Origin of the sequence: Kribbella speibonae, assembly GCF_004331375.1 — a bacterium.
GTDB lineage: Bacteria > Actinomycetota > Actinomycetes > Propionibacteriales > Kribbellaceae > Kribbella > Kribbella sindirgiensis.
Genome location: NZ_SJKC01000005.1, coordinates 279361 through 295217, shown reverse-complemented (window position 1 = coordinate 295217; position 15857 = coordinate 279361). Strand labels below are relative to the sequence as shown.

Genomic DNA, 15857 nt, shown 5'->3' with positions numbered 1-15857 from the left:
GCGCATCCATTAACAAAGAGGTAATTGAGCCGCTCCCCCGCCGCCACGGATCGTTGTCGGCATGAACCCCACATACACAGCAGTAGCGACTTCGTCAGGACGCGACGCTCGCGCTGTCACCGCCGACGGGCAGCTGGACGTCCAGCTCGCCCTCCCGAAGGAGCTGGGCGGCACCGGCGACGGCCTCAACCCCGAACAACTGCTCGCCGCAGGCTGGGCCGCCTGTTTCTCCACGGTGCTGGACCGCATCGGCCAGGCCCAGAACCTGGACGCCAAGGATGTAGCCGTGACCGCCGAGGTCAGCCTCGTCCCCGCCGCCGGCAGGTTCACGCTGGCCGCCGTACTGCGGATCGAACTCCCCGACCACCTCCAAGGCGAACCCGGCCGCAAACTGATCGAAGCAGCCCACACCATCTGCCCCTACTCCACCGCCACCCACGGCAACATCCCCGTCGAACTGATCGTCGAGTGACCTAGGCGGCCGCTACGCCGTGGTGGGTGAAGAGGGTGTGCAGGGTGGTGTGGCCCTGGGTGACGTCCCATTGTTCGGCGTGGAGGCCGGCGGTGCGGGCGCCGGTGATGTTCTTGGGGGTGTCGTCGATGAAGAGGATCGAATCGGCCGGGGCTCCGATGCGGTCCGCGGCGCGGGTGAAGAAGGCCGGGTCGGGTTTCGCGACGCCGAGGTCGTACGAGTAGCAGCTGACGTCGAACAGGTCGTCGTACCCGAGGGCCTGCCGCATGTGCGCGCCGCGGTAGCACTCCTGATTGGTGCCGAGGTGTACGCCGTACCCGTTGCGCTTCAGGGTCCGCACGATCTCGAGTGACTCCTCGATCAGCACGATGTTCTTCCACACCGCGTCGTACACCTCGGTCGCCGGTGTGCTCACGCCGTACTTCTGCAGCGACGCCGCGAGCACCGGCAGGTAGTCACCACGCCCGGCGAGCATCGGCAGCTCGTCGGACCAGGTCTCGTGGAGGAACTCCTTGGACCGGTCGCCGAGATACGGCTCCATCGCCGCGTACCAGCCGCCGGGAAGATCCTGCAGTACGCCGTCAGCGTCGAACAGCACGTGCCGAATCGGGTCGCCCATGCACGAGATCATGCCCTAGCTGCTCGTCGGCGCACACCGGGATTTCCTCGACGGCGACGGTCTCCTCCGGCTGATGGCGTACGCCGAACAGCGCCGCGCGGTACTCCTCCGGGACGTGGCACATGATCAGGACGGATCCTGGAGAATGCCGAGAACGTTGCCGTCGGGGTCGGTCAGGGTGGCGACGAGCCGCCCGGCGCCGACGTCCTTCGGTGCGTCCTTGAGGGCGCCGCCGGCCTCGGTGATCTCCTTGATCTTGGCCTCGATGTCGGTCACGTGCCAGTACGCGATCGGCGAGGTCATGTCGCTGTTCGGGACCAGCCCGATCTGCTGGCCCTCGGCCTCGAAACCCACGTAGTACGGCGAGTCGGCCATCGGCTCGACACCGAGCAGAGCGGCATACACCGGCTTCGCCTTCTCGAGGTCCGTGACGGGGTGCAGGATCGTGTTGACGCCTAGCGTGGTGGTCATTGCAATCTCCAGTGTCGTGAGGCTCAAGCCCCGTTTGGTTGACTGACACCAACGCTATTTCGCACGCCCTCCAGGTGCTTCTCGATTCCTGATCGGTTGGCGAGATCATGGCGATAAGCGGAAGCGATCCTGTTCACGGTGCGCAGCTCCGAGCCGCCGGCGATCGCCAACCACAGTCTTCGGAGCTTCTTCTTCGCTCAGCTCGTCGCCGCCCGCGAAGGATGCCTGGAGGATCCGGCGTACGACCGGGAGCTGCTGTACGCCGCGACAGTGCTGCATGATCTGGGAGCTGGGGACCTCGCGGAGGGTAAGGCGCGGTTCGAGGTGGAGGGTGCTGATCTCGCGGCGGGGCTGCTCCGCGAACACGGGGTCGATGAGGCGGACGTTGACCTGGTGTGGGAGGCGATCGCGCTGCACACCTCGGCGGGCATTGCGGAGCGCCGGGGGCTGCTGGCGTATCTGACCCGGGCAGGGGTCGGCGTCGACTTCGGTGGAAGTGTGGACGTCGCCGCCGAATGGCACGAGGAGATCCACGCGGAGTACCCGAGGCTGGGGATGGCTCGGGTACTCGTCGACGCGATCGTGGAGCGTGCCGCCGCGTCACCGCCGTACACACTCGGGGCCGAGCTGCTCCGCGAACGTCAGACCAACGGCATCACCCGCATAGAACAAGCCGCGGCCGCCGGCGCTTGGGGTGAATGACAGGCGTCAGGCGACGTACTCCGCGAGGTGTTTTCCGGTCAGCGTCTTCGGCTTTTTGATCAGGTTGGCTGGGGTGCCTTCGAAGACGATCTTGCCGCCGTCGTGGCCGGCGCCGGGGCCGAGGTCGATGATCCAGTCGGCGTGGGCCATGACGGCCTGGTGGTGCTCGATGACGATGACCGACTTGCCGGAGTCGACCAGGCGGTCCAGCAGGGCGAGGAGCTGTTCGACGTCGGCCAGGTGCAGGCCGGTGGTCGGCTCGTCGAGGACGAGGATGCCGCCCGGCTCGCCCATGTGCGTCGCCAGCTTCAACCGCTGCCGCTCACCGCCGGACAGGGTCGTCAACGGCTGCCCGAGCGACAGGTACCCGAGTCCGACGTCGGCCAGGCGCTCCAGGATCTTCTCCGCGGCCGGTGTCCGCGCCTCGCCCTCGGCGAAGTACGTCAGCGCCTCCGAGACCGGCATCGCGAGTACGTCGGCGATGTTCTTCCCGCCGAACGTGTACTCCAGCACCGCCGCCTGGAAGCGACGACCCTCGCACTCCTCGCACGGGGCCTCGACGGTCGCCATCACGCCGAGCTCGGTGTAGATCACGCCCGCGCCCTTGCACGCCGGGCAGGCGCCCTCGGAGTTCGCGCTGAACAGTGCTGGCTTCACGCCGTTCGCCTTCGCGAACGCCTTCCGGATCGGGTCCAGCAGCCCCGTGTACGTCGCCGGGTTGCTCCGCCGCGACCCGCGAATCGCGCCTTGATCGATCGCCACCACGCCTTCACGATCGGCGACCGACCCCTGGATCAGCGAACTCTTCCCCGACCCGGCGACCCCGGTCACGACCACCAGCACCCCGAGCGGTACGTCGACATCGACGTCCTGCAGGTTGTTGGTCGAGGCGCCGCGGACCTCCAGCGCACCCGAGGCGGACCGCACCGAGGACTTGACCGAGGCCTTGTCGTCCAGGTGCCGCCCGGTCAGGGTCCCGCTGGTACGCAGCTTGGCGAGCGTGCCCTCGAACACCACCTCGCCGCCGCCGGAGCCCGCGCCGGGACCGAGGTCGATCACATGGTCCGCGATCGCGATCGTCTCCGGCTTGTGCTCGACGACGAGCACGGTGTTGCCCTTGTCGCGCAGCTGCAGCAGGAGCTCGTTCATCCGCTGGATGTCGTGCGGGTGCAGGCCGATCGTCGGCTCGTCGAACACGTACGTCACGTCGGTCAGCGACGACCCAAGGTGGCGGATCATCTTCGTCCGTTGCGCCTCGCCGCCGGACAGCGTGCCGGCCGGCCGCTCCAGCGACAGGTAGCCCAGGCCGATGTCGACGAACGAGTCGAGCGCGTCGCCCAGCGCCTTCAGCAGCGGCGCGACCGACGGCTCCTTCAGCGCGCGGATCCAGGCGGCCAGGTCGGTGATCTGCATCGCGCACAGGTCCGCGATGTTCTTGCCCTTGATCTTCGATGCCCGCGCCTCGGCGCTGAGCCGGGTCCCCTCGCAGTCCGGGCAGATCGTGAACGTCACCGCCCGCTCGACGAACGCGCGGATGTGCGGCTGCATCGCCTCGACGTCCTTGGACAGGAACGACCGCTGGATCGAGGGGATGAGACCCGCGTACGTGAGGTTGATGCCCTCGACCTTGATCTTGGTCGCTTCCCGGTGCAGCAGGTCGTGCAGTTCCTTCTTGGTGTACTTCTTGATCGGCTTGTCCGGGTTGAAGTACCCGGCGCCGCGGAAGATCCGGCCGTACCAGCCGTCCATGCTGTAGCCGGGGATCGTCAGCGCGCCCTCGTTCAGCGACTTGTTCTCGTCGTACAGCGCGGTCAGGTCGAAGTCCGTCACCGAGCCCATGCCCTCACAGCGCGGGCACATGCCGCCGGCGTACACGGCCTCCCGGACGACCTTCTTCTCCCCGGCGCCCTTGTCGGCGGTCATCGACCCGGTCGCGGTCCGCTTCGGGACGTTGAACGAGTACGCCGTCGGCGGACCGGCATGCGGTTTCGCGATCCGGCTGAACAGGATCCGGAGCATCGCGTTCGCGTCGGTCGCCGTACCGACCGTGGAGCGCGGGTTGGCGCCCATCCGCTCCTGGTCGACGATGATCGCGGTGGTCAGGCCGTCGAGTACGTCGACCTCCGGGCGGGCCTGGTTCGGCATGAAGCCCTGGACGAACGCGCTGTACGTCTCGTTGATCAGCCGCTGCGACTCCGCCGCGATGGTGCCGAACACGAGCGAGCTCTTCCCCGACCCGGACACCCCGGTGAACGCGGTCAGCCGGCGCTTCGGGATCTCGACGCTGACGTCCTTCAGGTTGTTCACCCGGGCTCCGGTCACCCGGATCAGGTCGTGGCTGTCGGCAACATGCTCGTCGCGGCTCATGCTCTACCTCTCGGCGAAGGGGCTCAGGATGCCTGGTTGATTCGGACGTGGTTGCCGGCCGGGTCGCGGAACGCGCAGTCGCGGACGCCGTACGGCTGGTCGACCGGTTCCTGGATCACCTCGGCGTCGGTCGCCTGCAGCCGCTCGAACAGGCCGTCGATGTCGTCGGTCTGCAGCACCACGGTGGCGTAGGTGCCCTTGGCCATCATCTCGCCGATGGTCCGGCGCTCGTCCTCGGTGATCCCGGGGTCGGCGAACGGCGGGCAGAGCACGATCCCGGTGTCCGGCTGGCCGGCCGGGCCGACGGTGATCCAGCGCATGCCGCCGTACCCGACATCGGTACGGACCTCGAAGCCGAGGATGTCGCGGTAGAACTTCAGCGACTCCTCGGGGTCGGTGTGCGGCAGGAAGCTGGCGAGAATCTTGATCTCCATGGGCGTCAACCTAGCTGCCGGAGGTCGGAGATGCTTCTCGATTCCTGATCGGTCGTGTGACCTGTTTCGCGACACACGACGGGATGCCGAGCGTGGCGTCGCCGGCGTGCTCCTTGTAGACGCTCGGCGGCATCCCGACCAGCTCGGTGAACCGGGTGCTGAAGGTGCCCAGCGACTGGCAGCCGACCGCGAAGCAGACATCGGTGACGCTCATGCCGCCGCGCCGCAGCAGCATCATCGCGCGTTCGATCCGGCGGGTCATCAGATACCCGTACGGCGACTCTCCGTAAGCGCGCTTGAACTCGCGGCTCAGGTGCCCGGACGACATATGTGCGCCGCGTGCGAGCGCGTCGACGTCCAGCGGCTGCGCGTACTCCCGGTCGATCCGGTCCTTCACCCGCCGCAGCCGCGCCAGGTCCTGCAGGCGCTGTTCGTCCGTCGTTCCGCTACTCACCGTAGGAATCCTGCCATGTCAGCAGGCTGAAGTCATTCCTCAGCGTCCGGTGGTGCCGTCGAGTTGTTCGCGGATGATGTCGGCGTGGCCGGCGTGCCGGGACGTCTCGCCGATCACGGCCAGGATCGCCCAGCGGAGATTGTGCGTCTTGCCGTTGCGGGTCACCGGGGCTTCCGGGTCGCCGAGCCTCGCGATGATCTCGTTGGACGCGGCGCAGGCGGCCTTGTACTCGGCGCGGAGCGTCCGGAGTGACAGGTCCGGTTCGACGAGCATGGTGCGTTTGCCCCGGGCCGCCTTACCGCCTGCGACGACTTCTTCGAACCACAGGGACTCGGCGAAGGTCAGGTGCTGGATCAGGCCGGCGACGTTCGTGCCGGAATCGACGGTGCTGCGGCGCGCGTCGGTCTCGCTGAGGCCGGCCAGCTTCTTCAGTACGCCCGCGCGCAGGGCGTCGAGGGTCGCCACCAATTGCTCGAGTTCGGTCGCCATGGTGACATTGTGCGAATTCGCGTTTTATGTCCTCGTCAGGGGGTCGGTACGGTCCGATTCATGGAGTGGACTTTTCAGACGGCCGAAGAACTCACAACTGCTTTGCGTGCCGGTGACGTGACGTCGGCGGAACTGACCGACGAGGCGATCACCCGGATCGAGCGGGACGACAAGGCGATCAACGCGATCTGTGAGCCGGACTTCGACCGTGCGCGGGCCGCCGCACGCGATGCCGATCAGGCGCGTTCGCGGGGCGAGGACCGGCCGCTGCTTGGCATCCCGGTCACGGTCAAGGAGTCGTACAACCTGGCCGGGCTACCCACGACCTGGGGCATTCCGCAGCACCGGGACTTCCGGCCCGCCGAGGACGCCGTACAGGTGTCGCGGCTCAAGGCCGCGGGCGCGGTGGTGCTCGGTCAGACGAATGTCCCGTTGGGGCTGCAAGATATCCAGACTTTCAACGAGATCTACGGCACCACCAACAATCCGTGGGACCACGGCCGTACGCCGGGCGGATCCTCCGGCGGATCAGCGGCGGCGCTGGCGTCCGGATTCGGCGCATTGTCGATCGGCTCCGACCTCGCCGGTTCGTTGCGAACCCCGGCGCATTTCTGCGGCGTCTACGCGCACAAGCCGACGGTCGGGCTGACGGCGACTCGCGGCATGGTCGTGCCGCCGGAACCGGCGCTGCCGGTCGATCTCGACCTGGCCGTCGCCGGCCCGATGGCGCGTTCTGCGCGCGACCTCACGCTTCTGCTCGACGTGATGGCCGGACCGGATCCGCTGACGCAGGGCGTGGCGTACGACGTGACGCTCCCGCCCGCGCGCCACGAGCGGCTGTCTGACTTCCGGGTCCTGGTGCTCGAGGACCACCCGCTCCTTCCGACCGGGTCCGCGGTACGAGCTGGCGTGAACCGGGTCGCCGACGCGCTGTCCGACGGCGGCGCCCGCGTCGAACGGCACAGTTCCCTGCTGCCCGATCTGACCGAGGCCGCGATCCTCTACATGCAGTTCCTGTTCTCGGGCTCCGTTGCGCGATTCCCTGTCGAGGAGTACGAACAGCTGCGGCTCCGCGCCGCCGGGCTGAACGCGGACGACCAGAGTCTCGCCGCGGCGCAGCTGCGCGCGATGGTGTTCAGTCACCGCGACTGGATCGAAATCACCACCCGTCGCGAGCTCCACCGTCACGGCTGGCGGCAGTTCTTCGCCGAGTTCGACGCGGTGGTGTGTCCGATCACGCCGACCCCCGCGTTCCCGCACGACCACAACCCGAATGTGCTGGAACGCCGGATCGACATCGACGGCGTCGAACACCCGTACTTCGACCAACTCGTCTGGGCCGGCCTGGCCACCATGCCCGGCCTGCCCTCCACCGCGATCCCAACAGGCCCCTCACCCGAGGGCCTGCCGGTAGGCGTGCAACTCATCGGCCCGATGTTCGAGGACCGCACCCCACTACGCCTGGCCGAACTACTCGAACAGAAGCTCGGAGGTTTCCAGGCGCCAAGGTAGACACCTAGGTCATCGAGCTCCCCAGTTGAGGTACGCGACGTTGGCCAGGAGCCAGCCGAAGCCGATTGCCTGCTGGCCGTCGCGTTCCGGGGTTGGCTGGTAGCGGTTGTAGAGGGCGAGGCAGTGTGCGTGGACCTTGGGGTCCCAGGGGCTGATCTGCATCCAGCGCGGGGCCTGGTGTGCGACCGAGGCCGCGCCGATCGTGGTGCCGGCGACGGTTGTGTGTACGGCGGGGAGTCCGTTGGCGTCGGTCGTCGCGACGTTCTGGGTGAACGTGCGCGCGATCCGCTCCATGTCGCGGCCGGTGAACGCGAGCCGCGCACGGAACGCCCGGACGGCGAACTCGACGTCGATCGCGCCGTGGCTGATGTCCTCGAACTGCCGCGCCGGCCCACCCGACGGCGTGAAGATCGAGACATCGGTCTCCGGGTTTCCCGTCTTCATGAACCCCTCGTAGATGCGGCCGCCGGCCGGCCAGTAATGCCACAGATAGGCGTCCGCAGCGTCCACGGTGAGCTGGCCGGCGAGCATCCGTCCCATCGCGGCGACCTTCCGCCGGTAGCCGCTGTCTCCAGTGGCCAGCGCGAGCTCGACCAGCGTCTGCCCGAGGCCCACCGACTGGTTGATCGGCTGCTCGCACCCGTCGTACGCGAGCGGCTGCCCCTTCGGCCAGATCAGGTGACCGCCGTCCTCGTACTCCCAGTCGTGTACGGCGACCGCCTCGCGGCAGGCCATGAGGTACTCGGCTGCCTTCCGCTTGTAGCGCCGACGCAGTACCGGCGAGCCGGCGACGAGCCGGACGAAGCTCGCGATCGGGTACGTGATCATCCCGGTGTGAACGGCGAAGATCACCGGCTTGCACTGCATCTCGTACGTGCCGAGCCGCGGTACGTCGCCCGCGCGCGGCGTCGGCCGTCGATCGACAGCGGTGAGCTGCAGCGGTCCAGGGGCGGCCGCATAGATCCGGCTCACGGCGTAGTCAGGACTGGCCGGGTCCAGAGAGAGGTCGGTGAGCGTGACCGTGCGGTTCACGAAGGTGTTGACGAGTTGGACGGTGAACGTGTCCGGACGGGTACCGGCGGTGACGGTGACTGTCGTGTCCTCGGCGTACGGGAGTGCCTCGCGGAGGTCGAGCAGCGGCTGACCGTTGCTGTCGGCAAGGGTCGCGTAGCCGGTGGTGTACGGGTGGTCGGCACGCCAGGCGGGGAGCGAGAGACCGCGGTAGTCCGTGACGCCACGTTCGCTGTCACGGACCGCGAGCACCTGGTCGACGTTGTCGATCAGGCGATCCAGGTAGTAGGTGTCGCGGTACTTCTCGTACATCCGGACCAGGCCGAGCAGCACGTACGACTGGCTCCAGGCGAGCATGCCCGACCGGCCGTCCCGGTTCGTGTTGTCGTTCGGCTGATCCGGCTGCCCGGGCCCGCCCTCCTGGAACAGCCGATCCCAGTCGTCAAACGTTTTCCGGGCCGTGTAGTCGATGCCGTCGGCGTACGCGGGACGCGCGCTGCCGACAGCACTCCCAACAGTTCCGGCGACAGCACCGGCAGCGGTCAGACGGAGGAGATCACGGCGGGACGGGCGGATGTCGGGCATGGCGGGCGGCCTCCAGCTCGTTGGTGACACCGGAGCACGATTCTCCCGCAGGAAAACGTTTTACGGCAGGTCGAGCGTCAGTGGTAAATCCTTGAGGAACTCGACGGCGTCGAACATCGCCCCCGCGGAAGCCACCCCGGACGAGCGCGTCTCCCCCGCGAGAATCCGTCGGACCGCGCCGACCGCCAGCGGCGCCGAGATCGCGTAGATGTCCTGCCCGGTCGCCGTCGCCCGCCGCTCCTCGCTACCGGTCCGGACCCGAACATCCACCACGAACGTCTGGTCCGACCGCCCGAGCTCGTCGACCGCGGCGGGTGCCGGCGTATCCGAGTCCGCGAGATCACCGGCGGCTTCGAGCGTCATGTACGTGCGGACCTCGGGTACGGCGATATGCGTCGGGATCGTGATCACGTCGGCCATCGTGAACTCCGCGATCACGCGGCGCCGGCCGAGCGGATCCGGGAACGTCCAATCCTCCTGGACCGGCTGGTCCTGGTGGTACTGCAGCCTGCCGCCGCTGAAGCGGACCCGCTGCCCGTTCCGCCGGTCGTGCGAGACCTGACCGGCGGCGCGTGTGCCCGGCGTGGGGTGCCAACTGCTCAGCCCATACGCCACATGCACCTCGTCGGCGCCGGTCCGCTCCCCCAGCGCCGCGGTCGTCAGCAGGTCCCCGAGCCCGCCGTAGAACGCCATCGCCGGGACGACCGGGACAGCACTCTCTCGGGCGAACGTCGACAGGTTCGCCTCGAGTTCGGCCGCGACATCGACGTACGGGATGCCTGCTCGGGCGGCCGCGTCGATGACCGGGTCGGCGGTGCTCGCGAACGGTCCGGCGCAGTTGATCACGGCCGCCGCGTTCTTCAGGGCCAGGTCGAGTGCGCGCGGGTCGTCGACCGCGGCCGGGCGGACGTCGAGGTCACCCCACTGAGTCGCCAGGGCGGCAGCGTTGCGGCCGGAGACGGCGGTGGGAAGGTTCTGCCGGAGGAGTTCCTCGACGACGAAGCGGCCGGTGTGACCGGTGGCGCCGTACACCACGATTGCGTTCATGGGACGAGTCTCGCCGGACTCGACCGACCGGCGTGAGAGTCCGGAACGACACCATCCGTACACTTTCGGACATGCACACCGTAGCCGTCGCCACCGTCGGGCACCTGCTCCATTTCGAGCTCGGGATCGCGTACGAGATCTTCGGCAACCCTCCGCTCGGGGTCGACGAGTGGTACGACGTACGCCTGTGCGGACCCGGGCCGGTCCAGGTCGGGCCGTTCATGGTCGAACCGACCGAGCCGCTCGACGCGATCGCGCGGGCGGACACCGTGCTCGTGCCGGCGCTCGCGGATGTCGACGAGCCGGTGCCGGGGGAACTGCCCGAGGCGGTGCGGGCGGCGTACGAGGCCGGGGCGCGGATCGCGTCGTTGTGCACCGGCGCGTTCGTGCTCGGAGCGGCCGGGCTGCTCGACGGACGCCGAGCCACCACGCACTGGGCGCACGCCGACGTACTGAGCGCTCGCTATCCCGAGGCTGTTGTGGATCCGGACGTGCTCTACACCGACAACGGGAACGTGCTGACGGCGGCGGGCAAGGCGGCGGCGGTCGATCTGTGTCTGCATCTGATCCATCTCGACCACGGCGCGACGATCGCGAACACGGTCGCGCGGCGGCTCGTCGTACCGCCGCATCGGACTGGTGGGCAGGCGCAGTTCGTGGCGACGCCGGTGCAGGTCAACGGCGATCACTCGCTCGCGCAGTTGCTTGCCTGGGCGCAGGAGCGCCTGGACCAGCCGTTGACCGTCACAGACCTGGCCAAACGCGCAAGTACCAGCCCGCGGCACCTCGGCCGGCAGTTCCGCTCGGTCACCGGCCAGACGCCCCTCCAGTGGCTCCTCACCCAACGCGTCCGCCGAGCCCAGCAACTCCTCGAGTCCACCGACACCAGCATCGAAAAGATCGCCACCACGACCGGCCTCGGCACCGCCACCACCCTCCGCCGCCACTTCCAACGCGTCGTCGGCGTACCCCCAAACACCTACCGACGCTCGTTCCGAACAGCTTCCCCTCAACCGGAGACTGACTAGGGTTACCGCCATGGACACCTACCCGCGACGGATGCATACCGCGCTTGATGCTGTGGATTGGCGTGGGCTGGCTGAGTTTTATCGGGTGTTGCTTGGGTTGCGGTATCGGGCGGGTGACGAGCCGCCGGCGGACGGGAGTGTGGATGATGCCGGTTGGCTGGTGCTCGTTGACGAGGAAGGGAATCGTCAGCTGGCGATCAATGCGGTTCATGAGCTGACGCCGGCCACGTGGCCTTCGGACGACGTGCCTAAGCAGATGCACCTCGACTACGCCGTACCGTCGGTGGACGAGCTTCATCGGCATCGGCGGCGCGCCGAGGAGCTCGGTGCGAGGTTGCTGTACGACCGGACCGGCGACGAAGGCGAGCCGTTGTTCGTCCTGGCGGATCCGGCGGGACATCCGTTTTGTCTACTGGTGGGAGAGCCGTGAGCAAGCAGACTGGGTACGCCGACGTCAACGGGCTGCGCATGTACTACGAGGTGCACGGTGAGGGCGGTACGCCGTTGGTGCTGCTGCACGGCGGACTGTTCAACATCGACCTGCAGTTCGGCGAGCTGCTCGAAGGCTTGTCGGCGGGGCGGAAGGTCATCGCCGCCGACTTCCAGGGACACGGGTACACGAACGACATCGACCGTCCCCTCGGTACGGCGGAACTCGCCTCCGACGTGGTGGCGCTGCTCGCGCGCCTCGACGTACCGAAGGCCGACCTGTTCGGGTTCAGCGTCGGCGGCGCGGTCGCGCTGTACCTCGCGATCGAGTACCCGGAGCTGGTCCGGAAGGCGGTCATCTCGTCGGTCTCGTTCAACCCGTCCGGCGACCGTGACGAGAACGCCGCGGCGGTCGGCGACATGAAGGTGGAGATGATCGCCGGTACGCCGATGGAGGCCGACTACCTGGCGAAGTCGCCGCACCCCGATCACGAGCACCTGCAGACGCTGCTCGACAAGCTCGGCGGCTACGACCGCGGCACCAGCGGCTGGAGCGACGACGACATCCGCGGTATCGAGGCGCCCACGCTGCTGACGTTCGGCGACGCGGACGCGGTGAAGCTCGAGCACGTCGTCCGCTTCCACCAGCTCCGCGGCGGCGACGTCAACGGCGACTTCGTCGGTGTCCCCGCCTCGCAGCTGGCGATCTTCCCCGGTACGACGCACTTCACCGGCCTCGCCCGCACTCCCCTGGTCCTCGACACCGTCACCACCTTCCTCGACGCCTGACCACGCGCGATGGAACCACTGGCTGAACTGATCCTCAAAGCAGTTGGCCGTGAAGGTGCCATCGACGGACTGCTGCTGTCGGTGGTCACGGCGCCGACCCCACCGACGTCCAGCCTCGCCTCGCCGACGTTCGCGCTGGTCGCACAAGGGCGCAAACGGCTGGCGCTCGGCGAGCAGGTCTTCGAGTACGGCGCCGGCGACTACCTCGTCGTATCGGTCGACCTACCCGTCACAGGCCACTTCGTCGAGGCGTCGCCCGCCGTACCGTGCCTCGGCGTCGGTCTCGAACTGAGACCGGACGTCATCGCCGAGCTTCTGCTCGACGCTGCCGAGAAACCGGGCGCACCGGTCCGCGGCCTGAGCGTGAGTCGCGCGTCGACAGAGCTGGTCGACGCGGTCATCCGCCTGCTCCGCCTGGTCGACGAACCCGAGGACGCGCCCGTCCTGGCGCCGCTCGTCCAACGCGAGATCCTCTGGCGGCTGCTCCGCAGTCCCCAAGGCGCCGCCGTCCGCGACATCGGTCTCGCCGACAGCAGCCTGTCGCACGTCGCGCGCGTCATCCGCTGGATCCGCGACCACTACACCGAGCCGTTCCGGGTCGAGGAGCTCGCGGCGATGGCCGGCATGAGTACGTCGGCGTTCCACCGGCACTTCCGCACGGTGACCGAGCTGACCCCGATCCAGTACCAGAAGAAGATCCGCCTGCAGGAGGCGCGGCTGCGCGTGGTCGGGCTCGGCGAGGACGTGACGAGTGCCGGGTACGCCGTCGGCTACGACAGCCCGTCCCAGTTCAGCCGCGAGTACCGCCGCGAGTTCGGGACCCCGCCGAGCCGCGATCGAGCAGGATCAGGCAAGTCCTCGGGAGCATTGGTCTAACAGTTCCCTTGCAATCAACCGTCTACTGGTGAGGTACCTGTTCCTGACCCAGTAGGAGTTGTGCACGATCATGCATGTAGCTGTGATCACCGGCGGAAGTTCCGGCATCGGCCAGGCCGCGGCGTTCGAGCTCGCGAAGCGCGGCACGGCCGTCGTCGTCACCTATCGCGGCAGTCGCGAACGCGGCCTGGAGACGGTCGAGCGGATCGAGAAGGACGGCGGTACGGCGGCCGCGCTGCCGCTGGACGTCAGTCGACCCGAGACGTTCACCGAGTTCAGTACCGCGCTGACCGACGTACTGCGGCGATGGGACCGGACGTCGTTCGACTTCCTCGTCAGCAACGCCGGCGTCGGGCAACCGCCGGTGATGTTCGAAGACACGACCGCGGACCTGTTCGACCAGATGGTCAACGTCCACCTGAAAGGCCCGTACTTCCTCACCCAGACCCTCCTCCCACTGCTCGCCGACCACGGCGCGATCGTCTACACCACGAGTACGTCGGCGCTCGAGTCGGCGCGCCCTTCGCCCGGGTACTCCGTCTACGCGAGCGTGAAGGGCGCGCAGATCGTCCTCACCCGCTACCTCGCGAAGGAACTCAGCTCGCGCGGGATCCGGGTCAACGCCGTCGCTCCCGGCGTGACCCGGACCCGGCTCGGCGACGACGCGTTCGCCCAGTATCCGGAGCTGATCCCGCCGATCGCCGAACGCACCGCGCTCGGCCGGATCGGCGAGTCCGACGACCTCGGCAAGGTCATCGCGTTCCTCGGCTCCCCCGACGCCGGCTGGATCACCGCCCAGACCGTGGAGGCCTCCGGCGGTTACGAGCTCTGAGGCCAGGCATCACCCCAGTTCGTACGGCGCGCGGCGCGATACGCGTCCGACGACTTCGGTACGACGACCTGCTGCGCGGCGCCCGTCGACGTACACACGTCGAGCACGACCCGGTTCTTCGGCCGGCCCGGCCGGGCGATCACCCGCGCCGGGGTGGGGCGGGCCGGGCAGCGTGTCGCGACGACATACGTGAACTTCTCGTCTTCGTAGTTGCGGGTGCCGTCCTTGAGGACGCGATGGAGTTCGGTCCGCGGCAGACGTGCGGCGAAGTGACACCAGTCGACCGGGCAGGGTCCTTGGTGCGGGCAGGGCGCCGCGATCGTCAGTCCGTGCTCGATCAGGAGTTCGCGGGCGGCGAGGGTACGACGGTGACCGCTCGGGGTGCCTGGTTCGACGATGACGATCGTGGTCGCGGACTCGGCCGCGGTGTGGATCAGGTCGCGGCGGGTCTGTTCGGTGAGCTCGTTGAGCACATAGCCGATCGTGATGAGATCGACCGTGGTCGGCGAGGTCCAGTCGCGGACGTCGCGAGTCGTCCAGCGCCAGTTGTGCGGGAAGTTGCCTGCGGCAAGTTGCCGGCCGAGGCGGATTGCCGCGGGTTGGCGTTCGACGATCTCGGTGGTGACGGACGGCCAGAGTGCGGCGGCGGCCCAGGCGGCGGCGCCTGTCCCGCCGCCGAGATCCACCTGGGTGGTCGGCTGGTGCTCCACGGTCGAGAGCGCGGCGTGCAGAGCGCGGAAGGTGGCTGGCATGCGGACGACGGCGTACGCCAGGGCGTCGAGGGTGTCTCGGATTCCAGGGGCGGTGTCGGCGACCTGTTCGGTGCGGTAGCGGTGTGAGAGCTGAGCCAGGCGGCCGCGGAGTTCGTGATGCGGTACGCCGGCGACGGCGCGGGCGAGGGCAGTGTGCAGCTGAATGTCCACGGAGGACATGAGGGATCTCCGGTTCGATCGGCACGGAATGCGCACCTGTTCGAGGGCGCACGTGATCCGCGGCCAGACGCCGCGACGCACCAATCGGTCCGGAGAGAGCTGTCAGCAGGCAGCAGCTAAGGAGGGAATGGCGCGGAACCGGATTACCTTGCAAGCCATTACGCACCTCCTCGATTCAGCACGACCGTAGCAGAGCACCTACGAACTGCGCTCCCGTTTTAGCGGCCCTCCGACGTACACAGACAGACCTTGTTGCCCTGGGGATCCGCGAGCACGATGAATGCCGGCGCCTCCTCGTCGTACACGACCTTCCCACCGGCAGCGAGCGCCGCCTCGATCCGCCCCGGCACAACCTCGGGCGGCAGCCAGAGGTCGAGGTGGAACCGCTGGCGAGGCGTCTCGTGAGGCGTCGTGCCCTGAAACCACAGAGCGGCGACGCGGCCCGTGGGATCCATGACGTCGTTGCCCTGGAAGGATTCCGTGCTGCCGGTGAGCACCGCGGCCCAGAACGGCCCGACCTCGACCAGATCCGCTGTGTCCAACCCGATCTCGAGCTGCGCCACAGCCGTCGGGTCGGCAGTCAGACCGTGCTCCGCCGCGACCGTGCTGATCCGTCCAGCAAGCTCCGCATCCCGAGTCGCGACGTCCACGAACGACGCCCCGAGCCGCACCTCAGGCCCGGCGTCCTGGCACACCTCGCCCACCGCCGCGACGAAACGCACGCCGTCCGCGTACGCATCGATCAAGAACCGCGCGTGCAGCCGCTGCGCCAGCTTCCGCCAGTCCTGCAACTCATCCATCCCCCGAG

At 68.3% G+C, this 15857-nt stretch carries 18 protein-coding genes; 8 read left to right on the top strand and 10 right to left on the bottom strand.

Features of this window, described 5'->3' with window-relative positions; translation table 11 throughout:
- The first annotated feature begins 61 nt into the window (after positions 1-61).
- The gene (locus E0H92_RS32635; protein WP_131461565.1) at positions 62-472 is read left to right on the top strand and encodes an Ohr family peroxiredoxin; all 411 of its coding nucleotides are present in this window, start codon (positions 62-64) and stop codon (positions 470-472) included.
- 1 nt (position 473) lies between these two features.
- Here the strand turns inward: E0H92_RS32635 and E0H92_RS32630 are convergent, their stop codons facing one another.
- Both E0H92_RS32630 and E0H92_RS32625 read right to left on the bottom strand, forming a co-directional pair.
- On the bottom strand, positions 474-1091 hold the full coding sequence (locus E0H92_RS32630) for an HAD family hydrolase (protein WP_131498960.1): 618 nt from the start codon (positions 1089-1091) through the stop codon (positions 474-476).
- A gap of 126 nt (positions 1092-1217) precedes the next feature.
- Positions 1218-1562, bottom strand: coding sequence for a VOC family protein (locus E0H92_RS32625; RefSeq protein ID WP_131461563.1), 345 nt, complete (start codon positions 1560-1562; stop codon positions 1218-1220).
- 138 nt (positions 1563-1700) lie between these two features.
- Here E0H92_RS32625 and E0H92_RS32620 point away from each other — a divergent pair, with 138 nt between their 5' ends.
- Positions 1701-2264, top strand: coding sequence for an HD domain-containing protein (locus tag E0H92_RS32620; RefSeq protein WP_202873945.1), 564 nt, complete (start codon positions 1701-1703; stop codon positions 2262-2264).
- Between the two features lie 6 nt (positions 2265-2270).
- On the opposite strand, the gene E0H92_RS32615 is transcribed toward E0H92_RS32620, so the two are convergent.
- The 4 genes from E0H92_RS32615 to E0H92_RS32600 are packed head-to-tail and all read right to left on the bottom strand — an operon-like array spanning position 2271 to position 6008.
- A complete protein-coding gene (locus E0H92_RS32615) occupies positions 2271-4631 on the bottom strand; it encodes an ATP-binding cassette domain-containing protein (protein ID WP_131498958.1) in 2361 nt (786 codons plus the stop codon).
- Between the two features lie 23 nt (positions 4632-4654).
- Entirely contained in the window at positions 4655-5065 is a 411-nt protein-coding gene (locus tag E0H92_RS32610) for a VOC family protein (RefSeq protein ID WP_131498957.1), read from the bottom strand.
- 10 nt (positions 5066-5075) lie between these two features.
- Entirely contained in the window at positions 5076-5519 is a 444-nt protein-coding gene (locus E0H92_RS32605; protein ID WP_131498956.1) for a helix-turn-helix transcriptional regulator, read from the bottom strand.
- 39 nt (positions 5520-5558) lie between these two features.
- Positions 5559-6008: a DinB family protein gene (locus E0H92_RS32600; RefSeq protein WP_131498955.1), complete on the bottom strand. Its 450-nt coding sequence runs from the start codon at positions 6006-6008 to the stop codon at positions 5559-5561.
- Between the two features lie 60 nt (positions 6009-6068).
- On the opposite strand from E0H92_RS32600, the gene E0H92_RS32595 reads away from it, so the two are divergent.
- Complete coding sequence (locus E0H92_RS32595; RefSeq protein ID WP_131498954.1) at positions 6069-7520, top strand: amidase; 1452 nt, start codon at positions 6069-6071, stop codon at positions 7518-7520.
- Between the two features lie 9 nt (positions 7521-7529).
- Here the strand turns inward: E0H92_RS32595 and E0H92_RS32590 are convergent, their stop codons facing one another.
- Both E0H92_RS32590 and E0H92_RS32585 read right to left on the bottom strand, forming a co-directional pair.
- Positions 7530-9116, bottom strand: a complete 1587-nt coding sequence (locus tag E0H92_RS32590; protein ID WP_131498953.1) for a hypothetical protein — start codon at positions 9114-9116, stop codon at positions 7530-7532.
- 60 nt (positions 9117-9176) lie between these two features.
- Positions 9177-10163 (bottom strand): saccharopine dehydrogenase NADP-binding domain-containing protein, encoded by a 987-nt coding sequence (locus tag E0H92_RS32585; protein ID WP_131498952.1) that lies wholly within the window; start codon positions 10161-10163, stop codon positions 9177-9179.
- A gap of 71 nt (positions 10164-10234) precedes the next feature.
- Here E0H92_RS32585 and E0H92_RS32580 point away from each other — a divergent pair, with 71 nt between their 5' ends.
- From E0H92_RS32580 to E0H92_RS32560, 5 genes are all read left to right on the top strand, one after another.
- Complete coding sequence (locus E0H92_RS32580; protein WP_131498951.1) at positions 10235-11191, top strand: helix-turn-helix domain-containing protein; 957 nt, start codon at positions 10235-10237, stop codon at positions 11189-11191.
- A 10-nt stretch (positions 11192-11201) separates the two neighbouring features.
- Positions 11202-11621 carry a VOC family protein gene (locus tag E0H92_RS32575; protein ID WP_131461553.1) on the top strand — a complete coding sequence of 140 codons (420 nt, stop codon included), beginning with the start codon at positions 11202-11204 and terminating at the stop codon, positions 11619-11621.
- The gene (locus E0H92_RS32570; RefSeq protein ID WP_238152641.1) at positions 11618-12409 is read left to right on the top strand and encodes an alpha/beta fold hydrolase; all 792 of its coding nucleotides are present in this window, start codon (positions 11618-11620) and stop codon (positions 12407-12409) included. The genes E0H92_RS32575 and E0H92_RS32570 overlap by 4 nt, the downstream gene beginning before the upstream one ends.
- Before the next feature lie 9 nt (positions 12410-12418).
- Entirely contained in the window at positions 12419-13285 is an 867-nt protein-coding gene (locus E0H92_RS32565) for an AraC family transcriptional regulator (RefSeq protein WP_131498950.1), read from the top strand.
- Positions 13286-13355: 70 nt separating this feature from the next.
- The gene (locus tag E0H92_RS32560) at positions 13356-14117 is read left to right on the top strand and encodes an SDR family NAD(P)-dependent oxidoreductase (protein ID WP_131498949.1); all 762 of its coding nucleotides are present in this window, start codon (positions 13356-13358) and stop codon (positions 14115-14117) included.
- Here E0H92_RS32560 and E0H92_RS32555 read toward each other — a convergent pair.
- Together E0H92_RS32555 and E0H92_RS32550 are read right to left on the bottom strand one after the other, a co-directional pair.
- On the bottom strand, positions 14105-15049 hold the full coding sequence (locus E0H92_RS32555) for a small ribosomal subunit Rsm22 family protein (protein ID WP_131498948.1): 945 nt from the start codon (positions 15047-15049) through the stop codon (positions 14105-14107). The genes E0H92_RS32560 and E0H92_RS32555 overlap by 13 nt on opposite strands.
- Before the next feature lie 218 nt (positions 15050-15267).
- A complete protein-coding gene (locus E0H92_RS32550) occupies positions 15268-15849 on the bottom strand; it encodes a VOC family protein (RefSeq protein WP_131498947.1) in 582 nt (193 codons plus the stop codon).
- Between the last annotated feature and the right edge of the window lie 8 nt (positions 15850-15857).